The 21,684-nt window shown below is 71.0% G+C and carries 26 protein-coding genes and 1 pseudogene; 18 read left to right on the forward strand and 9 right to left on the reverse strand.

What is annotated here, in order from left to right; translation table 11 throughout:
• Positions 1-25 precede the first annotated feature (25 nt).
• Positions 26-754: a hypothetical protein gene (locus ACFPCV_RS19335; protein WP_378057628.1), complete on the forward strand. Its 729-nt coding sequence runs from the start codon at positions 26-28 to the stop codon at positions 752-754.
• On the opposite strand, the gene ACFPCV_RS19340 is transcribed toward ACFPCV_RS19335, so the two are convergent.
• Genes ACFPCV_RS19340 through ACFPCV_RS19350 form a run of 3 tightly spaced genes read right to left on the reverse strand, consistent with a single transcriptional unit; the run spans position 741 to position 4,093 of the window.
• On the reverse strand, positions 741-2,957 hold the full coding sequence (locus ACFPCV_RS19340) for a heavy metal translocating P-type ATPase (RefSeq protein ID WP_378057629.1): 2,217 nt from the start codon (positions 2,955-2,957) through the stop codon (positions 741-743). The two genes, ACFPCV_RS19335 and ACFPCV_RS19340, sit on opposite strands and share 14 nt — an antisense overlap.
• 9 nt (positions 2,958-2,966) lie before the next feature.
• Positions 2,967-3,884, reverse strand: a complete 918-nt coding sequence (locus ACFPCV_RS19345) for a hypothetical protein (RefSeq protein ID WP_378057630.1) — start codon at positions 3,882-3,884, stop codon at positions 2,967-2,969.
• Positions 3,885-3,886: 2 nt separating this feature from the next.
• A complete protein-coding gene (locus tag ACFPCV_RS19350) occupies positions 3,887-4,093 on the reverse strand; it encodes a heavy-metal-associated domain-containing protein (protein WP_378057631.1) in 207 nt (68 codons plus the stop codon).
• Positions 4,094-4,229: 136 nt separating this feature from the next.
• On the opposite strand from ACFPCV_RS19350, the gene ACFPCV_RS19355 reads away from it, so the two are divergent.
• Both ACFPCV_RS19355 and ACFPCV_RS19360 read left to right on the forward strand, forming a co-directional pair.
• Positions 4,230-4,460 (forward strand): hypothetical protein, encoded by a 231-nt coding sequence (locus tag ACFPCV_RS19355; protein ID WP_378057632.1) that lies wholly within the window; start codon positions 4,230-4,232, stop codon positions 4,458-4,460.
• Positions 4,461-4,528: 68 nt separating this feature from the next.
• Complete coding sequence (locus ACFPCV_RS19360) at positions 4,529-4,735, forward strand: hypothetical protein (RefSeq protein WP_378057633.1); 207 nt, start codon at positions 4,529-4,531, stop codon at positions 4,733-4,735.
• Between the two features lie 370 nt (positions 4,736-5,105).
• Here ACFPCV_RS19360 and ACFPCV_RS19365 read toward each other — a convergent pair whose 3' ends face one another.
• Positions 5,106-5,927, reverse strand: a complete 822-nt coding sequence (locus ACFPCV_RS19365) for an endonuclease/exonuclease/phosphatase family protein (RefSeq protein WP_378057634.1) — start codon at positions 5,925-5,927, stop codon at positions 5,106-5,108.
• A 45-nt stretch (positions 5,928-5,972) separates the two neighbouring features.
• Between ACFPCV_RS19365 and ACFPCV_RS19370 the strand changes: the two genes are divergently transcribed.
• Positions 5,973-7,457, forward strand: coding sequence for a glycosyltransferase family 39 protein (locus ACFPCV_RS19370; protein WP_378057635.1), 1,485 nt, complete (start codon positions 5,973-5,975; stop codon positions 7,455-7,457).
• A gap of 16 nt (positions 7,458-7,473) precedes the next feature.
• Here the strand turns inward: ACFPCV_RS19370 and ACFPCV_RS19375 are convergent, their stop codons facing one another.
• Positions 7,474-7,995: a DUF1697 domain-containing protein gene (locus ACFPCV_RS19375; RefSeq protein WP_378057636.1), complete on the reverse strand. Its 522-nt coding sequence runs from the start codon at positions 7,993-7,995 to the stop codon at positions 7,474-7,476.
• A 117-nt stretch (positions 7,996-8,112) separates the two neighbouring features.
• Between ACFPCV_RS19375 and ACFPCV_RS19380 the strand changes: the two genes are divergently transcribed.
• Positions 8,113-8,676 carry a TetR/AcrR family transcriptional regulator gene (locus tag ACFPCV_RS19380; protein ID WP_378057637.1) on the forward strand — a complete coding sequence of 188 codons (564 nt, stop codon included), beginning with the start codon at positions 8,113-8,115 and terminating at the stop codon, positions 8,674-8,676.
• On the opposite strand, the gene ACFPCV_RS19385 is transcribed toward ACFPCV_RS19380, so the two are convergent.
• Positions 8,666-9,739 (reverse strand): calcium:cation antiporter, encoded by a 1,074-nt coding sequence (locus tag ACFPCV_RS19385; RefSeq protein ID WP_378057748.1) that lies wholly within the window; start codon positions 9,737-9,739, stop codon positions 8,666-8,668. The genes ACFPCV_RS19380 and ACFPCV_RS19385 overlap by 11 nt on opposite strands.
• 156 nt (positions 9,740-9,895) lie before the next feature.
• Between ACFPCV_RS19385 and ACFPCV_RS19390 the strand changes: the two genes are divergently transcribed.
• On the forward strand, positions 9,896-10,729 hold the full coding sequence (locus ACFPCV_RS19390) for a glycosyltransferase (RefSeq protein WP_378057638.1): 834 nt from the start codon (positions 9,896-9,898) through the stop codon (positions 10,727-10,729).
• Positions 10,730-10,731: 2 nt separating this feature from the next.
• On the opposite strand, the gene ACFPCV_RS19395 is transcribed toward ACFPCV_RS19390, so the two are convergent.
• The gene (locus ACFPCV_RS19395) at positions 10,732-11,493 is read right to left on the reverse strand and encodes a GAF and ANTAR domain-containing protein (RefSeq protein ID WP_378057639.1); all 762 of its coding nucleotides are present in this window, start codon (positions 11,491-11,493) and stop codon (positions 10,732-10,734) included.
• 156 nt (positions 11,494-11,649) lie between these two features.
• Between ACFPCV_RS19395 and ACFPCV_RS19400 the strand changes: the two genes are divergently transcribed.
• The 7 genes and pseudogenes from ACFPCV_RS19400 to ACFPCV_RS19430 all read left to right on the forward strand — a co-directional run bounded on the left by ACFPCV_RS19400 (position 11,650) and on the right by ACFPCV_RS19430 (position 17,026).
• Positions 11,650-11,973 (forward strand): anti-sigma factor antagonist, encoded by a 324-nt coding sequence (locus tag ACFPCV_RS19400; RefSeq protein ID WP_378057640.1) that lies wholly within the window; start codon positions 11,650-11,652, stop codon positions 11,971-11,973.
• Between the two features lie 75 nt (positions 11,974-12,048).
• Complete coding sequence (locus ACFPCV_RS19405) at positions 12,049-13,383, forward strand: DUF2252 domain-containing protein (RefSeq protein WP_378057641.1); 1,335 nt, start codon at positions 12,049-12,051, stop codon at positions 13,381-13,383.
• Between the two features lie 268 nt (positions 13,384-13,651).
• A complete protein-coding gene (locus ACFPCV_RS19410) occupies positions 13,652-14,515 on the forward strand; it encodes an ATP-dependent DNA ligase (RefSeq protein ID WP_378057642.1) in 864 nt (287 codons plus the stop codon).
• A 51-nt stretch (positions 14,516-14,566) separates the two neighbouring features.
• Positions 14,567-15,064, forward strand: coding sequence for a hypothetical protein (locus tag ACFPCV_RS19415; protein WP_378057643.1), 498 nt, complete (start codon positions 14,567-14,569; stop codon positions 15,062-15,064).
• Positions 15,065-15,128: 64 nt separating this feature from the next.
• The gene (locus tag ACFPCV_RS19420; RefSeq protein ID WP_378057644.1) at positions 15,129-15,491 is read left to right on the forward strand and encodes a DUF5313 family protein; all 363 of its coding nucleotides are present in this window, start codon (positions 15,129-15,131) and stop codon (positions 15,489-15,491) included.
• Positions 15,492-15,535: 44 nt separating this feature from the next.
• Positions 15,536-15,994: pseudogene (locus tag ACFPCV_RS19425) on the forward strand (SRPBCC family protein); the annotation flags it as partial.
• Between the two features lie 252 nt (positions 15,995-16,246).
• The gene (locus ACFPCV_RS19430; RefSeq protein WP_378057645.1) at positions 16,247-17,026 is read left to right on the forward strand and encodes a DUF899 domain-containing protein; all 780 of its coding nucleotides are present in this window, start codon (positions 16,247-16,249) and stop codon (positions 17,024-17,026) included.
• 8 nt (positions 17,027-17,034) lie between these two features.
• Here the strand turns inward: ACFPCV_RS19430 and ACFPCV_RS19435 are convergent, their stop codons facing one another.
• Positions 17,035-17,736 (reverse strand): TioE family transcriptional regulator, encoded by a 702-nt coding sequence (locus tag ACFPCV_RS19435; protein WP_378057646.1) that lies wholly within the window; start codon positions 17,734-17,736, stop codon positions 17,035-17,037.
• Positions 17,737-17,816: 80 nt separating this feature from the next.
• Between ACFPCV_RS19435 and ACFPCV_RS19440 the strand changes: the two genes are divergently transcribed.
• Positions 17,817-18,884 carry an erythromycin esterase family protein gene (locus ACFPCV_RS19440; RefSeq protein ID WP_378057647.1) on the forward strand — a complete coding sequence of 356 codons (1,068 nt, stop codon included), beginning with the start codon at positions 17,817-17,819 and terminating at the stop codon, positions 18,882-18,884.
• Between the two features lie 42 nt (positions 18,885-18,926).
• Here the strand turns inward: ACFPCV_RS19440 and ACFPCV_RS19445 are convergent, their stop codons facing one another.
• Positions 18,927-19,529, reverse strand: a complete 603-nt coding sequence (locus tag ACFPCV_RS19445) for a histidine phosphatase family protein (RefSeq protein ID WP_378057648.1) — start codon at positions 19,527-19,529, stop codon at positions 18,927-18,929.
• 190 nt (positions 19,530-19,719) lie between these two features.
• Here ACFPCV_RS19445 and ACFPCV_RS19450 point away from each other — a divergent pair, with 190 nt between their 5' ends.
• The 4 genes from ACFPCV_RS19450 (at position 19,720) to ACFPCV_RS19465 (ending at position 21,677) form a co-directional block, all read left to right on the forward strand.
• Positions 19,720-20,211: a GNAT family N-acetyltransferase gene (locus tag ACFPCV_RS19450; RefSeq protein WP_378057649.1), complete on the forward strand. Its 492-nt coding sequence runs from the start codon at positions 19,720-19,722 to the stop codon at positions 20,209-20,211.
• Between the two features lie 127 nt (positions 20,212-20,338).
• Positions 20,339-20,509: a hypothetical protein gene (locus ACFPCV_RS19455; protein ID WP_378057650.1), complete on the forward strand. Its 171-nt coding sequence runs from the start codon at positions 20,339-20,341 to the stop codon at positions 20,507-20,509.
• 21 nt (positions 20,510-20,530) lie between these two features.
• Positions 20,531-21,202, forward strand: a complete 672-nt coding sequence (locus ACFPCV_RS19460) for an endonuclease V (RefSeq protein ID WP_378057651.1) — start codon at positions 20,531-20,533, stop codon at positions 21,200-21,202.
• A 136-nt stretch (positions 21,203-21,338) separates the two neighbouring features.
• Complete coding sequence (locus tag ACFPCV_RS19465; protein WP_378057652.1) at positions 21,339-21,677, forward strand: hypothetical protein; 339 nt, start codon at positions 21,339-21,341, stop codon at positions 21,675-21,677.
• The last annotated feature ends 7 nt before the right edge of the window (positions 21,678-21,684 follow it).

Consider the following 21,684-nt stretch of genomic DNA (forward strand, 5'->3'; position numbering starts at 1 on the left):
TGCTCCGGGGACACGAGGAGGGCGCATGGCTGTGGACACCGAGACGACTGTCGTCATGTCGCCGCCGTCGAGACCGGTGCGGGTGCGCCGGGCCGGGTGGTGGTTGCTGGGGGTGAGCGTCACGCTCTCCGTGCTCAGCATGGCCATCCCCGCACTGATCGACCACCCGCTCACCACGGAGCGCGGCGAGGTGCGCGTCTACTTCGACGTGTTCTCCGAAGGCAACCTGCCCACCTGGTGGAGCGTCGGCCTGCTGGTGCTGACCGCGGTCGCGCACGCGATCACCGGCATGCTCGCGCCGCGGTTCCGGTTCGCGTGGTTCGTCTCCGCCGCCGTGCTCGCCGCGCTGTCCCTCGACGACCACACCTCGCTGCACGAACGCCTCGAACGCGTCGGCCAGAGCTGGGTGACCTTCGAACGCTTCCCCGGCTACTGGCTCGTGCCCGGCATCTTCGCCGGTCTCGCCGTCGCGGCCGCGCTCGGGCTGCTCGCCGTGAAGCTCCACGGCGTGACCCGCTGGTGCATGATCGGCGGCCTCGCGCTGCTGCTCGGCTCCGCCATGGGCATGGAGTTCGTGCAGGGCCTGCTTGTCGCCAATGGCGAGAGCGGCCCGCTGTACGTGCTGGTGCTGCACGCGGAGGAACTGGGCGAGAACCTCGGCGTCCTGCTCATGCTGACCGCGGCGATCCGGTCGCTGGACATCACCAGGGACGCGGGCGGCCGGCTGTCGGTCGGCTACCTCACGCAGCCCTGAAACCCCGCAGCCGCAAGCTGTTCGTCACCACGAACACCGAGCTGGCGGCCATCGTCAGGCCGGCGAGCATCGGGTTCAGCAGCCCGGCGGCGGCCAGCGGGATCGCCGCCACGTTGTAGGCGAACGCCCAGAACAGGTTGCCCTTGATCACCGCGAGCGTGCGGCGGGACAGGCGGATCGCGTCCCCGGCGGCACGCAGGTCACCGCGCACCAGCGTCAGGTCGCTCGCCTCGATCGCCACGTCCGTGCCAGTGCCCATCGCCAGCCCGAGGTCGGCCTGTGCGAGCGCGGCCGCGTCGTTCACGCCGTCGCCGACCATCGCGACGACCCGGCCCTCGTCCTGCAGCCGCTTGACCACGTCGACCTTGTCGGCGGGCAGGACACCGGCGACCACCTCGTCGACGCCGACCTCCGCCGCCACCGACCGGGCCACCGCCTCGTGGTCACCGGTCACCATGACCGGGGTGAGCCCCAGCGCCCGCAGCTGACGCACCGCGGCCGCACTGGTCGGTTTCACCGCGTCGGCCACCACCAGCAGCCCGCGGACCGCACCGTCCCACGCGACCGTGACCGTCGTCCTGCCCTGCGCCTGCGCGGCGTCCTTGGCCTCGGTCAGCTCGTCGGGCAGCGCGGGCAACCAGGCGTCGCCGTCGACCACCCGGCCCGCCGCGACCTCGCGGCCCTCGACCGTGCCCCGCACCCCGAGCCCCTCACGGGCGGCGAACCCGGTGACCGGCGGCAACGTGCCGACCCGCTCCCGCGCGCCGTCCGCGAGCGCCTTCGCGATCGGGTGCTCCGACGCGTCCTCCAGCGCACCCGCGTACCGCAGCAGCTCGTCCTCGGTGACACCGCCCGCCGGCAGCACGTCCACCAGCGTCATCTGCCCGGTCGTCACGGTGCCGGTCTTGTCCAGCACCACGGTGTCGACCCGCCGCGTGGACTCCAGCACCTCGGGGCCCTTGATGAGAATCCCCAGCTGCGCGCCCCGGCCGGTGCCGACCAGCAGCGCGGTCGGCGTCGCCAGTCCCAGCGCGCACGGGCACGCGATGATCAGCACCGCGACCGCCGCGGTGAACGCCGCCGACGGGGTGGCGTCCGTGCCGAACCAGAAGCCCAGCGTGCCGAACGCCAGCACGATCACGGCGGGCACGAACACCGCCGACACCCGGTCGGCGAGCCGCTGGACCCGCGCCTTGCCGGTCTGCGCCTGCTCGACCAGCCGCGCCATCTGCGCGAGCTGCGTGTCCGCGCCGACCCGGGTGGCCCGCACGACCAGCCGTCCGCCCGCGTTCACCGTCGCACCGACCACGGCCGACCCCGGCGACACCTCGACGGGCACCGACTCGCCGGTCAGCATGCTCTCGTCGACGGCCGACGTGCCGTCCTCGACGACCCCGTCCGTCGCGACCTTCTCCCCCGGCCGCACCACGAACCGGTCGCCGACCGCGAGCCGGTCGACCGGCACCCGCGTCTCCCGGCCGTCCCGCAGCACCGCGACGTCCTTGACCCCCAACGACAGCAGCGCTCGCAGCGCCGCCCCGGCCCGGCTCTTGGCGCGTGCCTCGAAGTACCGGCCCGCGAGGAGGAAGGTCGTGACGCCCGCGGCGACCTCCAGGTAGATGTCACCGGTGCCGCCGGTGCGCTCGATGGTGATCCGGAACGGGTGCTCCATGCCCGGAATGCCTGCCGTGCCGAGGAAAAGCGCGTACAGGGACCACCCGAACGCGGCCAGGGTGCCCATGGACACCAGCGTGTCCATGGTCGCCGCGCCGTGCCGCGCGTTCAGGAACGCGGCACGGTGGAACGGCCACGCACCCCAGACGACGACCGGCGCGGTGAGCGTCAGCGCCGCCCACTGCCAGTACTCGAACTGGAACGCCTGCACCATCGACATGGCCACGACCGGCAGCGCCAGCACGGCGCTCACCAGCAGCCTGGTGCGCAGCGACCGCACCTGCGCGTCGTGCGGCTCCTCGGGCGCCGCCGGCTCCTCGGGTGCGGGGACCGCGGCGGTGTAACCCATCTTCTCGACGGTGGCGATCAGGTCCGCCGTCGCCACCGTGCCGTTGACCAGCGCCTTCTCGGTCGCGTAGTTGACGGTGGCCGCGACGCCGTCCATGCGGTTGAGCTTCTTCTCGATCCTGGCCGCGCACGACGCACAGGTCATGCCGCCGATCACCAGTTCTACCCGGTCGGTGGCCATGCTCGCCTCCTAGTGCCCGTGCCCGCCCGCGACGGTCGTGAACTCGGCGGTGCGGACCACGTCGCCGTGCTTGAAGTCCAGGTACAGCCGGTAGGTGCCCGCGGTCGGCACCTCGGCGTAGAACACGATGTTCGGTCCCGGCTTCGTCGTCCCGTCGCCGGGCTCGCCGTCCGGGTGCACGTGCAGGTAGGCGAGGTCGCCCTGCCGCAGCGCGATCAGGTGGCCGTACGCCGCCAGGTAGGGCTGCAGGTCGGTGACCGGCACACCGCCCCTGTCGACCGAGAGGGTCAGCTTGCTCGTGGTGCCCGGCGTGAGCTTCCCGCTCAGCGTGACCCGGTACTCCCCGGCCGTCGCGGTCAGCGCCGGAGGCGGCAGCGGAACCGGCGCGTAGGCACCCGCGACCGGGACGTCGATGCCGAGCGTGTGCCCCTCGTCCGCGCCCTTGCGCTGGAAGTCCGCGAACACCCGGAAGTCACCGGCCGAGCCGAACGTGAGCGGGACCCGCCACGTGCCGTCGGCGGCCATCTCGGGGTGCACGTGCCGGAACCCGGACAGGTCGCGGCGCGCGACGATCAGGTGCATCAGCTTGTCGTGCGTCGGCTGGAAGTCGGTGACCGCGTGGCCGTCCTCGTCGAGGACACGGAACGCGAACTCGGCCTGCCGCCCCGCGGTGAGCCCGTGACTCAGCACGTCGAGCGTGACGCCACCCTCGCTGACCTGCAGTCCCTTGGGCACCCCGGGGGCGGCACCGTGGCTGTCGCCGTGCCCGCCGCCCTCCTGCGCCGCGCCCATCCCCTCGTGTTCGGCCGCCACGGGCTCGGACTCCGCCGCGACGGGCCCCACGACCTTGCCGATGCCGTAGGCGGCACCGAAGGCCACCACCACGACCAGGACAAGGCCGCCGAGCCGTACCGCCGCGGTGTTCATCGCTAGCTCGCCAGCTCGTAGCCGGCCTCGTCGACCGACGCGCGGATGGTCTCGACGTCGATGGGCTCGTCGCTGGTCACCGTGACCTGCCCGCTCGAGAGGTCGACCTGGACGTCGTTGACGCCCGGGATCTGGGACACCTCGCCACGCACCGCGCCGACGCAGTGCTCGCAGGTCATCCCGGTCACCGTGTACGTGTTCGTAGCCACCAGTCACTCCTCGTGTCCATAAGCGGCTTCCCCGGCCGCCCTGCCGTCAAACCTACTATACCCCCGCACGGTATGTCCCGCGGTCGTGTGGCCGGAAATCATGCGCCGCTCCAGCGAGCCATGAGAATCTCACGACATGACCCGTGAGGACCTGGCAGACGAGATCGCCCGCGTCGCCGGAGTGTCCCATGAGGACGTTCACGGAGCGCTGCACATGTCCTCCGTCGACGTCATGCGTGTCGTGAACCTGCTGCGGGTGCGCGGAGTGCCGGTAACCTACCGAGACCTGGCCGAGGAGCAGACGCTGGACGCCTGGTGGACGCGGCTCAGCCAGGCGCTGCGCGCGAATCCCCATCTGGCGGCGTGAGAATCTCACGGCCGGATCGCTCACGGGCACACTGGCTCAGCCACCGTGACGCCGCTCACACTGAACGCATGACCATGCTGGAAGAGATGGGCCACGTGATGCGGACCGCACCCGGCCCCGCCGCCGATGCCCACGAGGTCGCCGACTGGTACCACCGCAAGGCGCAACTCCTCGACCACCTCGCCACCGGCAGCCAGTCCACGGAGGCCGCCCACATGCACGCACTGGCCGCCCTCGCTCGCGAACACGCCGCCGAGTTGCGCACGCTGACCTGACTCTGTCCTCAGTGGACCCGTGGGTTGTCCTCGCCGGACGGGCAGGTCTCCGGGGGTGGCGGGGACTGTCGGTGCCGGTTGGATTCGGGTCTGCCTGGCTGTGTCCCTGCTTCGCAGGGCCCGCTTCGCGGGCCTGGGCGCTGCGCGCCTGGCTTTGTGCCGTGAAAGGCGCGTTGACGGCGTTTGCGTTGCCGTGAATGGGCCGTCCACGGCGCTCAGCGCCGTCAATGCGCCATTCACGGCACCGGTTGTGCCGTCAACGCGCCATTGACGGCGGCTCGCCTGCGGCTGCCGCGAGCGCTGCGTGCCTGGCGTCCGCTGCCCGGGGGCGGAGTGCCATGCCCTGAACGGCCCTTTCACGCATCCGCGGTCAGAACAGGGTGGGTGGGCTTGCCGCTTCGAAGGCGTCGCAGGTGTCCAGACGGGTGCCCGCGTCGCAGGAGAAGCGCAGTGACAGTCCCGAGTGGTCGGTGAGGCGGATGGTCCTCGGCTCGTGCACGTACTCGCACTCGACGAGTTCCTCGGCCAGTTCCTTGCTGCAGTGCGCGTGGTCGTAGCGGTAGCCGTCGCCGGTGCGGCCGATCCAGCTGTGTTCCACCCGCTCCGGGTTCAGGTGGCGGTACGCGTCGACCAGGCCGTGCTTGTCGGTGAGGCCGCGGTAGAAGTCGTACTCGAACCAGCGGAACGACGTGTACGCGGGCTCGTGGTCCGGTTCGATCACGTTGAGGTCGCCGAGCACCACGGTCTGCGCGCCCGCGGCGGCCATGCCCGCCGCGCCCAGTGCGGAGGAGAACTCCGACAGCCAGCGCCGCTTGCGTTCGGTCTTGTCGGCGGTCGCGTCTCGTGTCGGAACGTAGGTGCCCAGAACGCGAATCAGACCCATCTGGGTGGAAATCATCGCGCCTGTCACCCGATTGGGTAGGTACGTCAGCATTTTCCCGATGGGGTCGGCCTGGACCGGCAGCCTGCTGACGACCATCACGCCGTACTCGGTGGGTGCGGGCTTGGGGTAGAGCACGGCGTAACCGGCCGTGCGGAACGCGTCAGCGAGGTGTTTGCAGCCGTCGCTGGTCCTGGTCTCCGTCAGCACCAGCACGTCCTCGTCCCTGGTCGCGAGCCACGCCAGCTGGCGGTGGGCGCGCTCTTCTGACGGGCTGCCGATGTTGAGGGTCAGCATGCTGAGACCGGACATGAGAAGTGATGGTAGAGAGCGGATCCTTGCGGAAGAATCCCGCCCGTGATTGACGCGCCGGTCAGGACCAGGTCCCCCTTCGCCGCGGCGCCGGTCACGCTGGTCGCCACCATCCTGTTCGGCGCGCTCATGGCGGTCAGCACCCGGTACGGCTATCACCGGGACGAGTTGTACTTCCGCCTGCTTGGTGCACAGCCCGCGACCGGGTACTTCGACACGCCGCCGCTCACGCCGATGGTCGCGAAACTCTCGATCGCCCTGTTCGGTGACAACGTGGTCGCCCTGCGGGTGGTGCCGGCACTGGCTGTCGCGGGAACGGTCGTCCTGCTGGCGCTGGTGTGCCGGGAGCTGGGTGGCACGCACGGCGCGCAGGTGCTGGCCGCGGTCGCGGTCGCGGTGTCGTCGATCACGTTGATCGCCGGTCACCTCCTGCTCACGCTCACCCTCGACCTGCCGCTGTGGGCGGCGGCCATCCTGTTCATGTGCAAGGCGATCGGGGTGGACGACACCGGCGACGACCGGTGGTGGCTCGCGTTCGGCGCGACGGTCGGAGTGGCGACCTACAACCGGCAGCTGATCGCGTTGCTCGTGCTCGGGATCGCCGTCGGCATCCTCATCGCGGGGCCCCGGTCGGTGCTGGCCTCGAAGTGGCTGTGGTTCGGCGCGATGCTGGCGCTGGTGCTCGCGCTGCCGAACCTGCTCTACCAGTCCACCCACGACTGGCCGCAGGCGCAGATGGCCGAGGCGCTCGACCTCGACGACGGGGACGAGAACCGGATCATGTTCGGGCCGCTGCAGTTCGGGTTGCTCGGGTTCGGGTCGGTGCTGGCGATCGCCGGGCTGGTGTCGCTGTGGCGGCGCCGCACGTTCCGGTTCTTCGTGCTCGCCTACCCGGTGGCGTGCGGGGTGACGGTGTACTCGGGCGGGCGCGCGGACTACGTCGCCGGGTTCCTGCTGGCGCTGTGCGCGGCCGGGTCCGTGCCGGTGGCCGGATGGATGACCACGGTCACGCGCAGGACGGTGGTGGTGCTCGGGCTCGTGGCCACCGCGGTCGTGTCCGTGCCGCTCGGCCTGCCCGTGCTGCCGGTGTCCGCCTTCGACGACCTGCCGATCGGCGAGCTGAACGAGACCGCCCCGGAGTCGGTGGGGTGGGAGCGGTTCGCGGAGCAGATCGGCGACGTGGCGAGCACGATCCCGACGGCGGACCGGGTGCACGCCGTCGTGCTCGCCGAGAACTACGGCCAGGCGGGCGCAGTGGACCGGTGGTCGGAACAGTTCGACCTGCCGCCGGTGTACAGCGGGCACAACGAGCTGTGGTGGCGTGCCATGCCGGACGAGCACATCACCGCGGTGATCATGGCAACGGACTCACCACGCGCACAGCGCCTGTTCCGCACCTGCGAGCGCCACGCCACAGTGGACGACGGCGTCGGCTCGTGGAACGAGGAGCAGGGCAAGCCGATCCTGCTGTGCTCCGGCCCGGTGCGGACGTGGGCCGAGCTGTGGCCGGAGCTGCGGCACTACAGCTGACCCGCTTCGCAGTCACCTACTTCTCGGTCATGGCCAGCAGTTTCGTCACCGTGTTCCAGTTGCGGACGGTCGTGATCTGGCCGGGTCTGGCCGGGAACGCCGCGAGCACCTTGGAGTTCTGGGTGCCCTCAGGCACCCAGAAGTACGCCTCACGCTCGGCGAGGTGCACCCGCTCCGGCTCGTAGGCGCCCGGGTCGATCGCGGGCCACTCCCCTGCCACGTCGGCGAAGGACACGAAGTACCGGGACGGGTTGGTGGCCACGGCGCCAAGCGGGTCGGCCGCGACCACCGCGCGTAACTCGTCGGCCGTGCGCAGCACACAGTCGATGTGGAACCCCGCGCCCTGCTCCAGCACGGCCTCCACCTCCTTGCGCACGCTCGCGGCCTTCTTCCTCGTGCGGAACACCGCGTTGCCGCTCTGCAGCAGTGTCCGCACGTCGTCGTACCCGAGGCCGGTCAGCCACGCGCGCAGATCGGCCATCGCCACCCGCCGCCTCGCGGCGAGGTTGATGGCCCGCAACAGGGCGATGTACACCATGGCGCGCACGATAACGCGCGGGACCGACAATTCCCGGGCGGTCCCGCGCGTCGACGAGCTCGGCACAGCGGCCGGGACGCGCCCCAACTAGACGGTTAGTCAGGTATTTTTGGAGCCATGGCAGGAGACGCGGAGGCGACCAGACGGCGTCTGCTCGACGCCGCGGCGGAGGAGTTCGCCCAGCACGGCATCGCGGGCGCGCGGGTCGACCGGATCGCCGCGGCGGCGCGGAGCAACAAGGCGCAGATCTACCACTACTTCACCAACAAGGACGGCCTGTTCGACGCGGTCATGCGGGAGCTGGCCGGGCACACCGTGCGCGAGGCGCCGATCGACGCGACCGACCTGCCGGAGTACGCGGGCAGGCTCTACGACCGGTTCGCCGCCGACCCGGTGATGGCGCGGCTCGCCAACTGGTACCGGCTGGAGGGCGCCGGCTACGCGGCCGTCGAGCTGGTGGTGGCAAGCACCGGGGACAAGCTCGCCGCGGTCACGAAGGCCCAGGAGGACGGCCTGATCCCGGACCGCTTCACACCGGTGGAGGTGCTCGCGCTGGTGGCGCACCTGTCGTCACTGTGGTTCGCCGTGACCCCCGAGATCGGCGCGCTGACCGAGGACATCCCGCACGAGCGGCGGCGGGCGGTCGTGGTCGCCGCCGTCGCGGCCCTGCTCAGGGATTGACGGCCAGGAAGAGGAACGCCGCCAGCAGGACCAGGTGCACGCCGCCCTGCAGGCGGGTGGCCCGGCCGGGCACGATCGTGAGCACGCTGACCACGACGGTCAGGATCAGGAGCACGAGCTGGGTGGGACCGAGCCCCAGGACCAGCGGACCGTCGAGCCAGATCGACGCGACCGCGATGGTGGGGATCGTGAGCCCGATGCTCGCCATCGCGGAGCCGTAGGCGAGGTTGAGGCTGGTCTGGATCCGGCCGCGCCTCGCCGCGCGCGCGGCGGCCAGCGTCTCGGGTGCCAGCACCAGCATCGCGATCACCACACCGACGAACGAGGGCGGGAACCCGGCCGCGGCGACGGCGTCCTCGATGGCGGGCGACTCGACCTTCGCCAGTCCCACGACCGCGACCAGCGCCACGAGCAGCAGCGCGAGGCTGACCAGCGCCTCCCGGTTACCCGGCGGGGCGGCGTGCTCGTCGGAGTCCCCCTGCTGGCCCGCCTGTGCGACGGGGAGGAAGAAGTCGCGGTGCCGCACGGTCTGCGTGACCACGAACATCGCGTACAGCGCGAGGGAGGCCAGCGCGGCGAAGGCGAGCTGGGAGGACGAGAACTCCGGGCCCGGCTCGCTCGTGGTGAAGGTGGGGAGGACGAGGCTGAGCGCGGCGAGGGTCGCGACGGTCGAGAGCGCGGCCCCGGAGCCTTCCGCGTTGAAGAGGGTGACGTGGAACCGCCGTGCGCCGACCATGAGCGACAGCCCGACGATGCCCGTGGTGGTGATCATGAGCGCCGCGAAGACGGTGTCCCTGGCCAGGGTCGCGGTCTCGGGTCCGCCGGAGATCATGAGCGTCACGATGAGCGCGACCTCGATGACGGTCACGGCCACCGCGAGCACGAGCGACCCGAACGGCTCCCCCACCCGGTGCGCGACGACCTCGGCGTGGTGCACAGCCGCCAGGACCGACCCCGCCAGCACGACGGCGAGCAGGACGACCACGACGACGCCCGGCGTGCGCCCCCAGGTGAGCACCAGTGAGATCACCGCGAGGACCGGAACGGCACGTGTCCACGACAACCACGCGGCTCGCCTGTCCACTCCCACGTTTCCGACCCTAGCCAGCCCGTTCGGCGCCACGTCGTTCGACTGCCCGAATAGTCCGATTGATCACACCGGCCCGGCGGGTGACCGGGGCTGGAGCGTGACTCGACCGGGCCCGCCTACCGTCGCGGTATGGACCTCCTTTTCCTCAGCAGGCCCGCTCCGGGACACCGGTACCCGACGCTGCGGCTCGCCGAGGAGCTCGGCGCTCGTGGCCACCGCGTCACGTTCGCGTCCGGGGAGCACGTCGGGTCCGCCGGGCCCGGTGTGCGGCCGATCCGGTTCGGCAGGAGCGAGCGGAGCCTGCTCGAGGTGCCCGCGCTCGCCACGGTCGACGCCGTCGTCGCCGACCCGAGGGCCGCGGCCGTCGCGGCCGACCTGGCCAGGGCGTGGGACGTGCCGCTGGTCGTGGCCGGCGAGAACCTGCCGCCCTCACCGCACGGCTGGCCGTTCGAGCAGGAACACGACCCGTACGTGTTCAGCCTGCCCGGCACGCGCGGTGCGGTGCACAACCCGTGGCGCCGCCTGGGCCTGCGGCCGGTGCTGCTGGTCGACGGCCCGCCGATCGGGCCGGTGGTGCGCGCGTTCGGCGAGACCGACTGGCAGGTCGTGGTCAGCGACACGGAACTGCCGCACGCCGATGTCCTGCTCACCGACGGCCGCCTCGGCGCGGTCAGCGCGGGACTGCGTGCCGGGGTGCCGATGCTGCTCGCCCCGACGTCCGTGCGAGAGGCCGCGCACGCAGACCGGATCGCCGCGCTCGGTGCCGGCACGGTCGTCGCCGCGCTCGCCGAGACACACGCCGCGACGCTGCGCGGGCTCGTCGAACGACTGCGGGCCGACGAGGTCACCGCCGCCTCGGCGCGCCGGGTCCGCGGGCTGGTCACCGCCGCGGGTGCACCCGCGGCCGCCGCGGACCGGGTGGCCGACCTCCTCGCCGGGCCACCGCTCGCGCGGGCCGCCTGAACTCAACGCGCCTGTGAGGCCGGGCTCACGTCGTCCGCGCCCCGGTCCGCGAGACCGAGCTCGATGAGCGCGTCCTCGAACGTGCCGTCCTCGTGCGCGTCCACCAGCGTGGCCGCGAGGTCGCGCAGCTTCCGGTTGTTGTTCTGCGAGGTCCGCTTCAGCAACTCGAACGCCCGGTCCGAGTCGTAGCCGAAGTGCCGCATCAGCATCCCCTGCGCCTGCCCGACCAGTGACCGGGTGCGCAGCGCGGCCCGCAGCTGGATCACCAGCTCCTGCGAGTCGTGGAACAGCGACGCGTTGTCGAACGTGACCCCGGCGTGCAACGTCAGCAGCAGCACCGGGTCGTACGCGGCCTCGCCGAACCGGTCGGGCTCGGTGGACAGCAGGGTCAGCACCGCGGAGTTCTCCCCGGCCGTGGACACCGGGAGGCAGAGCAGGCTGCGGTAGCCGGCGTTGACGAACTGCGTGCCGAACGAGGGCCAGCGCTGGTCGTTCGCCACGTCGTCGAGCCTGCGCGGCTCGCCGAACGTCACCGCCTCGACGATCGGCCCCGGCACGAGCGGGTCGAAGCCGAGGTCACGGCTGGAATGCACGGTCTCGACGCCGGCAGCCGACCGCACCGTGATGATCGCGTCGTCACAGCCGGGCACCGTGCGCACGATCCGGGTGACGAAACGGGCCATCGTGGCGCCGAAATCGTCGTCGGCGACCAAGCGCGTCATCTCCACGAGCTCGCTCGCCACACTCAGGATGTCGTCAGGCACGGAGGGAGTCTGAGTGGTCCGGGCGGTGAAGGCAACTCCCCCGGGGTTGGTAGTGTGGTGCTGAAGTTCACGGTTACGAAGTCAGCCGTGGTTCCTCTTCCCCAGGAGGCCACATTGGCTGGCACGTCACCGCTCCACGTCCGTCACAGAGCCGTCGTGAGCGGCGTCTCCGTCGTTCACGTCGCAGGCGAGGTCGACCTCGCCACCGCCGTCACGTTCCGCGACAGCCTGTCGCCGTACCTGTCCGATCCCACGACGGCACTGCTCGTGTGCGACCTGTCGCAGGTGCGGTTCCTCGCGTGCAGCGGGTTGTCCATCCTCCTCGACGCGCAGGCGGCACTGAACGCCCGCGGCGCGTCGCTGTCCGTGGTCGCGAACAGCCCGTCGGTGCTGCGACCGGTCATGGTGACCGGGCTGCGGGACGCGCTGCGGGTGCGCTCGAGCCTGTCGGCCGCCGTCAGTCAATCCACTGTGGACTAGGCGTCGCCGCGCCTGGCCGGGCCCGGTAGCCGACCATGATCACCGGCCGGCTCCGCCAGGTGGCATGGTGGACACATGGACGCGGCCAACGACGGAGTCATCGACCGCATCGCGGCGCGCGGTGCCCAGGCACGACAGGAACAGATCGTCGCCGTGCTGGTGGCCGCGTTCGACGAGCTGATGAGCGCGGACCCGCTGGCGTTCCGCAGGAAGTTCCGGAAGATGGCGGCGGCGCCGTTCGCGTTCTACCGCGGCAGCGCGTGCCTGTTCTACGCGGACATGGCCGACGACACCGACCCGTGGGCCGACGAGCGCACCAGCAGGGTGTGGATCCAGGGCGACCTGCACGCGGAGAACTTCGGCACCTACATGGACTCGTCCGGCATGCTGGTGTTCGACGTCAACGACTTCGACGAGGCCTACCTCGGCTGTTTCACGTGGGACCTGAAACGGCTGGCGGCGAGCATGGCGCTGATGGCGTGGAGCAAGGCCATCTCCGACGACGACATCGCGCACCTGATCGGGACGTACCTGCGAGCGTACGTGCGGCAGGTGCGCTCGTTCGCCGACAACCCCGGCGACGAGGGGGTGCGGCTGCAGCTCGACAGCACCGAGGGCACGCTGCACCAGGTGCTGCTGCGGGCACGCCTGCGCACCCGCACGGCCCTGCTGTCGACGATGACGAAGGTGGAGGACTACGAGCGCCAGTTCTCCCGGGGGCCGGGCGTGCGGGAACTGTCCGAGGCCGAACGGTCGGTGGCGGCGGCGGCGTTCGAGTCCTACCTGGACAGCATCCCGGCAGGCAAACGGTTCCCCCCGGCCACCTACCGCGTGAAGGACCTGGTGGGCCGCAGCGGTTTCGGCATCGGGTCGGCCGGGCTGCCCGCGTACAGCGTGCTCGTCGAGGGACACACACAGGCGCTGGAGAACGACGTCGTGCTGTCGATGAAGCAGGGCAACGTGCCAGCGCCGAGCCGCATCGTCACCCCCATCCAGGGCTACTTCGAGAACGAGGGCCACCGGACGGCCGTGTCACAGCGGGCACTGCAGGCACACGCGGACCCGTGGCTGGGCCACACCGCGATCGACGGCAAGGGGTTCGTGGTCTCGGAGCTGTCCCCGTACTCCTGCGACCTGGACTGGTCGGAACTGACCGAGCCCGCCGACATCGCCCCGGTCCTCGCCTACCTCGGCCGCGCGACCGCCAAGATGCACTGCGTCTCCGACTCCGACTCGGAACAGACCCTGGTCGGCTTCCAGAGCGAGGAAGCCATCGCCGCCGTGATCGACGACGAAAAGGTGTTCACCGACACACTGACCAGGTTCGCGATCGCGTACGCGGCCCAGACGCGCGAGGACCACAGCCTGTTCGTGAACGCCTTCCGCCACGGTCAGATCCCCGGCATCTAGATCATTGATTCCGTGAAGTGCTTGCGCGTTGACGGCGTGTCAATGCCCTGAAAGGCGCGTTCAGGGCGCTGGGCGCCCTGAACGGCCCATTCACGGCACTCGTTGTGCGGGGTGCCCGGCCCGGTGCTGCGCGTCCGGCGTTCGCTGCGCGGGCCGGTCAGTGAAGTCATTCGCATCCGGTAGTGACGTGGAGGCGCGGAGCGTTTACAATCCGCAACTCCGAGTATGCAACTTGCATATTCGCCCGCCGATCACCCCGAGACGAGAGATGATCGATCCGCCCGAGTTGATGCTCGCCACGCCGACCGATCGCCGTTTCTCCGACGACGACTGGTTGTTCGAACGGAAGCTGGACGGAGTGCGTGCCCTGTCCCTGCGCGACGGGTGGCGCCCGCAGCTGTGGTCGCGCAACCACAAGCGCATCGACGAGGGCTATCCCGAGCTGGTGGAGGTGCTGAGCGACGTGGGTCCCGGCCGCTTCGTCGGCGACGGGGAGATCGTCCGCGAGGGCGACGCGGTCCACTACTACCTGTTCGACCTGCTGTCCTTCGAGGGCACCGACCTCACCGAGCGGCCTTTGCGCGAGCGCAAGGAGATCCTGCGCACCGCGTTCCGCTTCGACGGGCCGCTGCGTTACTCCGAGCACCTCGACGCCGACGGCGAGGCCTACTACCAGCACGCGTGTGACAGCGGCTGGGAAGGACTGATCGCCAAGCGTGCCGACTCCCCCTACGTCGGCGGGCGGTCCACCGACTGGCTCAAGTTCAAGTGCGTGCGCGGCCAGGAGTTCGTGGTCGGCGGGTTCACCGAGCCGCAGGGCTCACGGGCCGGGTTCGGCGCGTTGATCGTCGGCTACCACGAGAACGGCGCGCTGCGGTACGCGGGCAAGGTCGGCACCGGCTACGACCACGCGACACTGCGTGCGCTGCGGGTCCGCATGGACGGCATGGCGCAGGAGGCGTCGCCGTTCGCCGATCCGGTGCCGGAGCCGACCGCGCACTGGATCCGGCCGGAACTGGTGGTGCACGTCGGGTTCAGCGAGTGGACCAGGGACGGCCGGCTGCGGCACCCCCGTTTCGGCGGGCTGCGCACCGACAAGCCACCCGCCGAGGTCGTCCGCGAAACGCGCTGAACCACGTTTGCCGACGTCGGCGGGCGGTATCCCTCCCGAGAGGTGATTTTGGTGCGCGAGTTCGACAAGGAAGGCCCTCGTGCGGAGGGCGCACCCGTCGTGTGGGCGGGCCGGGAGAGCGGTCCGGCACTGGTGGTGGTCGACCCGGCAGGTGCCGCGCGGCACGACGAACTGCCCCCGACGTGGGACCGGCTCGCCGACCACTTCCAGGTGGCCTGGTGCCGGATCCCGGCGAGCAAACGGACCATCGAGGACGTCGAGGACGTGTTCGAGACGCTCGCGGAGCGGCGCGCGCCCGCGACGCTGGTGGCGAGCGGGCAGGCCTGTGAGTCGGCACTCGCGCTGGCAGGCCAGTTCAGTGACGCCGTCACGTCCGTGCTGCTCGTCGACCCGCCGGCAGGTTCGGAAACGCTCGCGGACTCCGACATCGAGGTGCGGGTCGTGGCCCGCAGCCACCCCGGTCCCACCGACCGGATCGACGCGCCGCTGCCACTCGGTCACCCCGAGGTGGTCGCCGGCCTGATGACCGCGCTCGCGGGGATGAAGTGACTTACCACCCGGAGTTCCTGGCATCCGCGCGTTGAACCCGGCACCGGGTGGGTACCCCAAGGCCATGGACATGACGAGACCCGGTCCTGTGCAGTGGGTCCGTTACGCATACGGCGCCAGGCTGCCCGACCGGTACCGCGAATGGGTACTGCACGACGCGACCGACCGCGGTTGGCTGGCGCGCTTCGCGCTCCGGGTGGCCGCGCAGACGCTGCCATGGCTGGTCGCCGTCTTCGTCGTGCTCGTGCTGTTCACGCCGCTGCCCGTCGGCTGGGTGCTTGGCGCGATCGCGATGGCGCTGGGGCTGAGCCTGTACTTCACGGTCACCAGCGCGGACGAGCTGACCGAGGCGCGGCTGGTCAAGCACGGCTACGCCCCGGGCACCGGCAAGAAACGCCGCAAGGACAAGCACGTTTCGCAGTGGTAGGACGTGGAACGTCTTTCCATGACGCGATCGAAGGAGGAGAAACAGTGACCACCATCGAAAAGTCGGTGGATGTGCAGGCTCCCGTGCGGACCGCGTACAACCAGTGGACGCAGTTCGAGTCGTTCCCGGAGTTCATGGAGGGCGTGGACCGGATCGACCAGACCACGCCGACGAGAACCCACTGGAAGACCACGATCGGCGGCGTCTCCCGTGAGTTCGACGCCGAGATCACCGAGCAGCACCCGGACGAGCGGGTGGCATGGCGATCGGTCAGCGGCCCTGGCCACTCCGGCGTCGTGACGTTCCACCGCCTCGACGACAACACCACCCGGGTGCACCTGCAGATGGAGTACGAACCCGAGAGCCTGACCGAGAAGGCGGGCGCCGCGCTCGGCGTGGTCGGCCACCGCGTCCAGGGCGACCTCGGCCGGTTCAAGGAGTTCATCGAGCACCGCGGCGGCGAGACCGGCGCGTGGCGCGGTGAGGTCGACCGGTCGCCGCAGCAGGGTGACACGCGCATGGCCCCCAGGGGCGGCAGCCCCGCCCAGAGCGTGCCGCCGCAGGGCGACCCGGACTTCGCCGCCGAGCACACGAGTCCGACGTTCGCGGACGAGCCCGCGCCGGAAGCCCCGGACGAGTCGGTGCCGAACAACCCGGCCGGCATGGACCGCACCCGCCGCAACCCGCTCTGAGGCGACAGCGAACCCCGCACGGCGGCGCGATGAGTTTCGCGCCGCCGTGCGGTCTGTCCAGGTATGAACCTGCCGAGGATCGTGCACCGCGAGGAGTGGCTCGAAGCCCGCAAGGAGCTCCTGGCCAGGGAGAAGGCGCTGACGAAGGCCCGCGACGAGCTGTCCGCGGCGCGGCGGCGGCTGCCGATGGTGCCGGTCGAGAAGGAGTACGTGTTCGCGGGCCCGGACGGGTCCGCGACGCTGCTCGACCTGTTCGACGGCCGTCGTCAGCTGATCGTCGACCACATGATGTGGGCCTACGACATCGCCGAGGACGGCACCGAGGTGCCGCGCGACACGGGCTGCCCGAGCTGCTCGGCACATGCCGACAACATCGGCCACCTCGTGCACCTGCACCAGCGGGACACGTCGTTCGCCGCGGTGTCGCGGGCGCCCTACGCGAAGATCGGCCCGTTCCGGGAGCGGATGGGGTGGACGTTCCCGTGGTACTCGTCGCACGGCAGCGACTTCAACCACGACTTCCACGTGACGGTGGACGAACGCGTCCGGCCGGTGCTGCTGAACTACCGGACCGTCGACGAGCTGGCGGCGCACGGTTTCGAGTGGTCACCCGCCCGGCGCGGCGACTACCCGGGGATGTCGGCGTTCCTGCGCGACGGTGACCGGGTGTTCCACACGTACTCGACGTTCGCGCGCGGGCTGGAACAGGTCGGCGGCACCCTCTACTACCTCGACCTGACGGCGCTGGGCCGGCAGGAACCGTGGGAGGAACCGGAAGGCCGGGCCACCGCGTTCGGCGCGAAGGCGGGCAGCCCCGACCTCCGCTTCCACGATGAGTACTGAGCGGGGAATCAGCCGCGGCACTCCTTGCGCAGGTAGTGGCTGAGCTGAGCGGCCGCGTCGAGCATGGCGAGGCCCTGCGCGGTGAGCTTCCGCTGCCAGTCCTCGAGCGCGCCGACCAGTGCGCCGGTGCCGCCGGCCGTCCTGATCTGCCGGACCACGGTGGCGATGTGGTCCAGCAGGTAGCCGCCGCGGCGGAGGAGGTGGGCGAGTTCCGCGTCGCGGAGGTCGCTCGCGTCGTAGACGCGGTAGCCGGTGGCGGGGTCGCGTGCGGGGGTGAGGATGCCGACGTCCTCCCACTTGCGCAGGGTGGCCGCGGTGACCCGGAGCCGGCGTGCGAGCTCGCCGATGGTCCGGGTGCCCGCCGGCTCCTCCCGCGCGCCGTCCGCCTCCGCCGTCAGGTGGCCCACCGCTTCGCGCACCGCGTCGAGGGTGCCCCGGTCGCGGAGCAACTGGCCGTGGCCGCGGTCGACGACCAGCAGGGCGTCGTCGAGCCGGTCGTCGTGGACCGCGGTCATGATCCGGCCGCCCGCCTTGTACCCGTGGGCCGACACGAGGGCAAGGTAGGCGCGGAGCGCTGCCGCGTGCACCTCGGTGTAGACCCGGTAGCCGCTCGGGGTGCGCACGGCGGGCGGGATGAACCCCTCCCGCTCGTAGTTGCGGACCGCCTGGGTCGAGATGCCGTGCTCGCGCGCGAGGTCAGCTGTACGCATCGGTTGAGACTTTACCGCGCCCCACCACCGGAATCGACGTCGAAGTCCACATCGATCCTTCAACGATACGATTCATGCACATGAGTCAGGACATTCACGATCTCGTCACCCCGTCATGTCACCTGCTGGCCTTCGGTGAGCCGACCCACCTGGACCCGGCGTTCGCCTGGATCCGCAACGACCTGTTCGGCCGGCTGGTCGAGCACGGCTTCCGGTCGATCGCCATCGAGAGCGACCGGGTGGCCGCGCTCGCCGTGAACGACTTCGTCCAGGAGGGCGTCGGCACCCTCGACGCCGCGATGGGCCACGGCTTCTCCCACGGCTTCGGCGACCACGACGCCAACCGGCGACTGGTCACCTGGATGCGTGAGCACAACGAGAGCAGGCCACCGGAGGACCGGCTGTCGTTCCACGGCTTCGACGGCGCCATGGAGACGATGAGCGCCCCCAGCCCGCGGCCCTACCTCGAACACGCGGCCACCTACCTGGCGGTCGATGCCGGCTTCGCGGGCCTCGCCGGCGATGACGAACAGTGGAGCCGCACCGAGGCGGTCATGGACCCGGCGAAGTCGGTCGGCGCCACGGCTGAGGCCGAACGGCTGCGCGCGGTCGCCGACGACATGCTCACCTCGCTCTACGCCCGCGCACCGGAACTGGTCGCCGCGACCTCACGTGCCGAATGGCTCAGGGCCAGGACACACCTCACCACCGGTCTCGGCCTGCTGCGCTACCACAGGCAGGCGGCACAGGACCTCGCGCCGGGTGCCCGGTGGACCCGCATGTGCGCCACCAGGGATTCGCTCATGGCACAGAACCTCCTCGACATCCGCGCCACCGAGGACCGCCGCGGCGCGACACTGGTGTTCGCGCACAACGCCCACCTGCAGCGAAACCGGAGCCACCTGCGGATGGGAGACATGGACATCGACTGGTTCTCCGCGGGCGCCATCGTGGCGTCCCTGGTCGGCGACCGGTACACCTTCGTCGCCGGCAGCCTCCGCGAACCAGAAGCAGACACCCGCGAAGACCGGATCACCGGCTGGGACCTGACCACCGACCGCACCCACGCCGACCCCACCCTCGCCGACGCGGACGCGGTCCTGCACGTCAGCGCCGACGTCGCGCAAGCCGGTTCGCCGTCGCGATGAGCACCGCGACGGTAACCGGGAACCGGCGGATGGTTGTTCCTTTCACGGCAAGCGGTTGAGGGAGAGGAGGGCCGCGGGCTCGGCCGGGTCGGCAGGCAGCCGGATCTCGGTGAGCGCCGCGTTCTCCAGCAGGGGAAACACATGGCGGTAGCGGGCCACCGGGAGTCCCATGAGGACACACAGGCCGATGCGGAACAGGCTGCTGTGCGCGACGACGAGGACCGTGCCGTCGTGCTCCGCGTCGACCTCGCGCAGAGCTGCCGCGCACCGCTCCCCCGCGGACCGCAGCGGTTCGGCGTTCGGGAACCGGTTCGCCTCGGGATCCTCGCGGAAGCAGCGGACCGCCTCGGGGTCCATTTCGGACAGCGTGTGGCCCTCGAGGTCACCGAAGTCGACCTCACGCAGATCCGGCCGCAGGCGCAGCGGCAGCCCCAGTGCCGCCGCGGCGGGCGTGGCCGTGGTGACGGCACGCCGCTGCGGCGAGCTGACCACGACGCCGACCCCCAGCCCGACCGCCGCCTTGCCGAGTTGCTCGGCCTGCCGCAGCCCCAGGTCGGTCAGCTCGGGCTCGCTGCGCCCGCCTGCGTAGCGGTTTTCCCCGTGCCACACGGTTTCCGCGTGGCGGGCGAGTAACAGACGACTCACGACCGCTCCTCGCAGACGCCAGGTGGCCGCTCGCGGCCGCCCTGTTTCCGATCGTTCGCTCCGCGGGCTCTGCTCACGACAACACCTCGGGATTCGCAGTGTGGGGTGGTCCGCCGGCCGGCGGGCGGACCGCTTCCACGCCGACCATACGGGCGGCGACAGCCCGGCTCGCGCGGGTACGGTAACGGCCATGGCCTGGTTGCCCGACGACTTCTCGCACCCCACCTGTGTGCCGGTGTTCGACGGTTTCCACCTGCGGCCGATCCGGGCGTCCGACACCGAGATCGACTACCCGGCGGTGATGGGCTCGCAGCAACGCCTGTGGGACATCTTCGGCCCGGCGTGGGGCTGGCCGCCGACCACGATGACCATCGAGGAGGACCAGACCGACCTGGCCAGGCACGAACGCGAGATCGAGGCGCACCAGTCGTTCAACTACGCCCTGCTGAACCTCGACGAGACCGCGCTGTTCGGGTGCGTCTACATCGACCCGCCGGAGCGGGCCGGAGCGGACGCGGAGATCAGCTGGTGGGTGGTCGACGAGAAGGTGGGCACACCGCTGGAGGACGCGCTCGACCTGCTGGTGCCGAGATGGATCGCGCGGGTCTGGCCGTTCGAGAGGCCCAGGTACCCCGGCCGGGACCTCAGTTGGCAGGAGTGGCTGGCCCTACCCGGGGCCTGACCCCTTACCCGGGGGCGGCGAGCCCCCTCAGCGGCCGAGGTAAGGGCTGTTGGTACGTGATCGTCCGATGCCGGGGTCCCGGCCTCAGGACGAAGTTCTCCTTGTCACCGAAACAAGGAGAAACGACATGTTCACCACGCAGGAAGCCATCTCCGCCGAGATCAGCTACCGCATGGAGCTGGCAGGCGACGCGGCACTGCGGGCGCGGGTCCGGCGCCCGTCGCTGCTGCGCCGCCTGCTGACGAAGGCGCCGGGGGCGCCGAAGGTGGTCGCGCGGGCAACGCCGCTGTCCGTGTGACCACCCGCTATCGTCGCCCGGGTGCTGGTTCCGTCGACGGTCGAGGAGGCCGTCACGCTGCAGTCCACGCTGGCGGCCGCCGTGGTCCGCACCCCGCCGCCGGGCTTCGCGCCCCGCACGGCGGCCGGCCTGGACGTGGCGTACGCGGTCGGCTCCGAGCTGGTCGCGGCCGCCGTCGTGACGGTCGACATCGCGACGGGCGAGGTGCTGGAGTCGGCGACCGAGGTCGGTACGGCGGCCTTCCCGTACGTGCCCGGCCTGTTCGCGTTCCGTGAGCTGCCCGCGCTGCTCACCGCGCTGGGCCGCCTGCGCACGACACCCGACCTGCTGGTCGCGGACGGCCACGGCCTCGCCCACCCCCGCCGCTTCGGCCTCGCCTGCCACCTCGGGGTGGCGACCGGTCTCCCCACGATCGGCGTTGCGAAGACCCCGATGGCCGACTACCCGCCACCGGCCGACACCCGGGGCGCGACCAGCCCGCTGCGCGACGGCGACGACGAGGTGGGCGCGGCGCTGCGCACCCGGCCGGGGGTGAAACCGGTTTTCGTCTCGGTCGGCCACCGGATCGACCTGGCCACGGCGTGCGCACAGGTGCTGGCGCTGGCCAGGCGCTACCGCCTCCCCGAAACCACCCGCCAGGCCGACCACCTGTCCCGCCAGGTCCTGAAGGACTCGCGGGGTGAACTGCGTTAACTCTTTGTGTCTCCCGTCATTCCTTCGGGTTCCGGGTCTGTGTTCTCGGGTTCAAGAGTGCGAGGATCGGGGCACTCAGGGTTCGCCGCGGGACTGCAGGAGCCCCCGGCGACGCCTGACCAGCTGGAGGGTCGCGGTGACCAAGCAACAGTTGTCCGTGCAGTCCCCAAGACATGTCCCACCCGTCAGGAAACGCCCGACGCCGGTCCCCGGGGAGCGCCTGCGGCGTGCCGTGGACGTCGTGCTCACCGGGCTCAACGCGGGCGACGCCGACCTCGTCCGCCTCGACGACGTCCTGCGCACCGCGCTGGCGTGGACCGCGGCAGCGGGTGACACCTGCCGGATCGCACCCGCCGTGCGCCAGGTGCGGGACGCCCGCATCGGCCTGCGCCACGGCGACGCCGAACATGCCAGGTCGGCGCTGGCCGCCGCCCGCGACGGCATGCACGTCGTGCCGAGACAGCGCATGCGCTGACATCCTT

The organism is Actinophytocola glycyrrhizae (assembly GCF_042653545.1).
Classification (GTDB): domain Bacteria; phylum Actinomycetota; class Actinomycetes; order Mycobacteriales; family Pseudonocardiaceae; genus Actinophytocola; species Actinophytocola glycyrrhizae.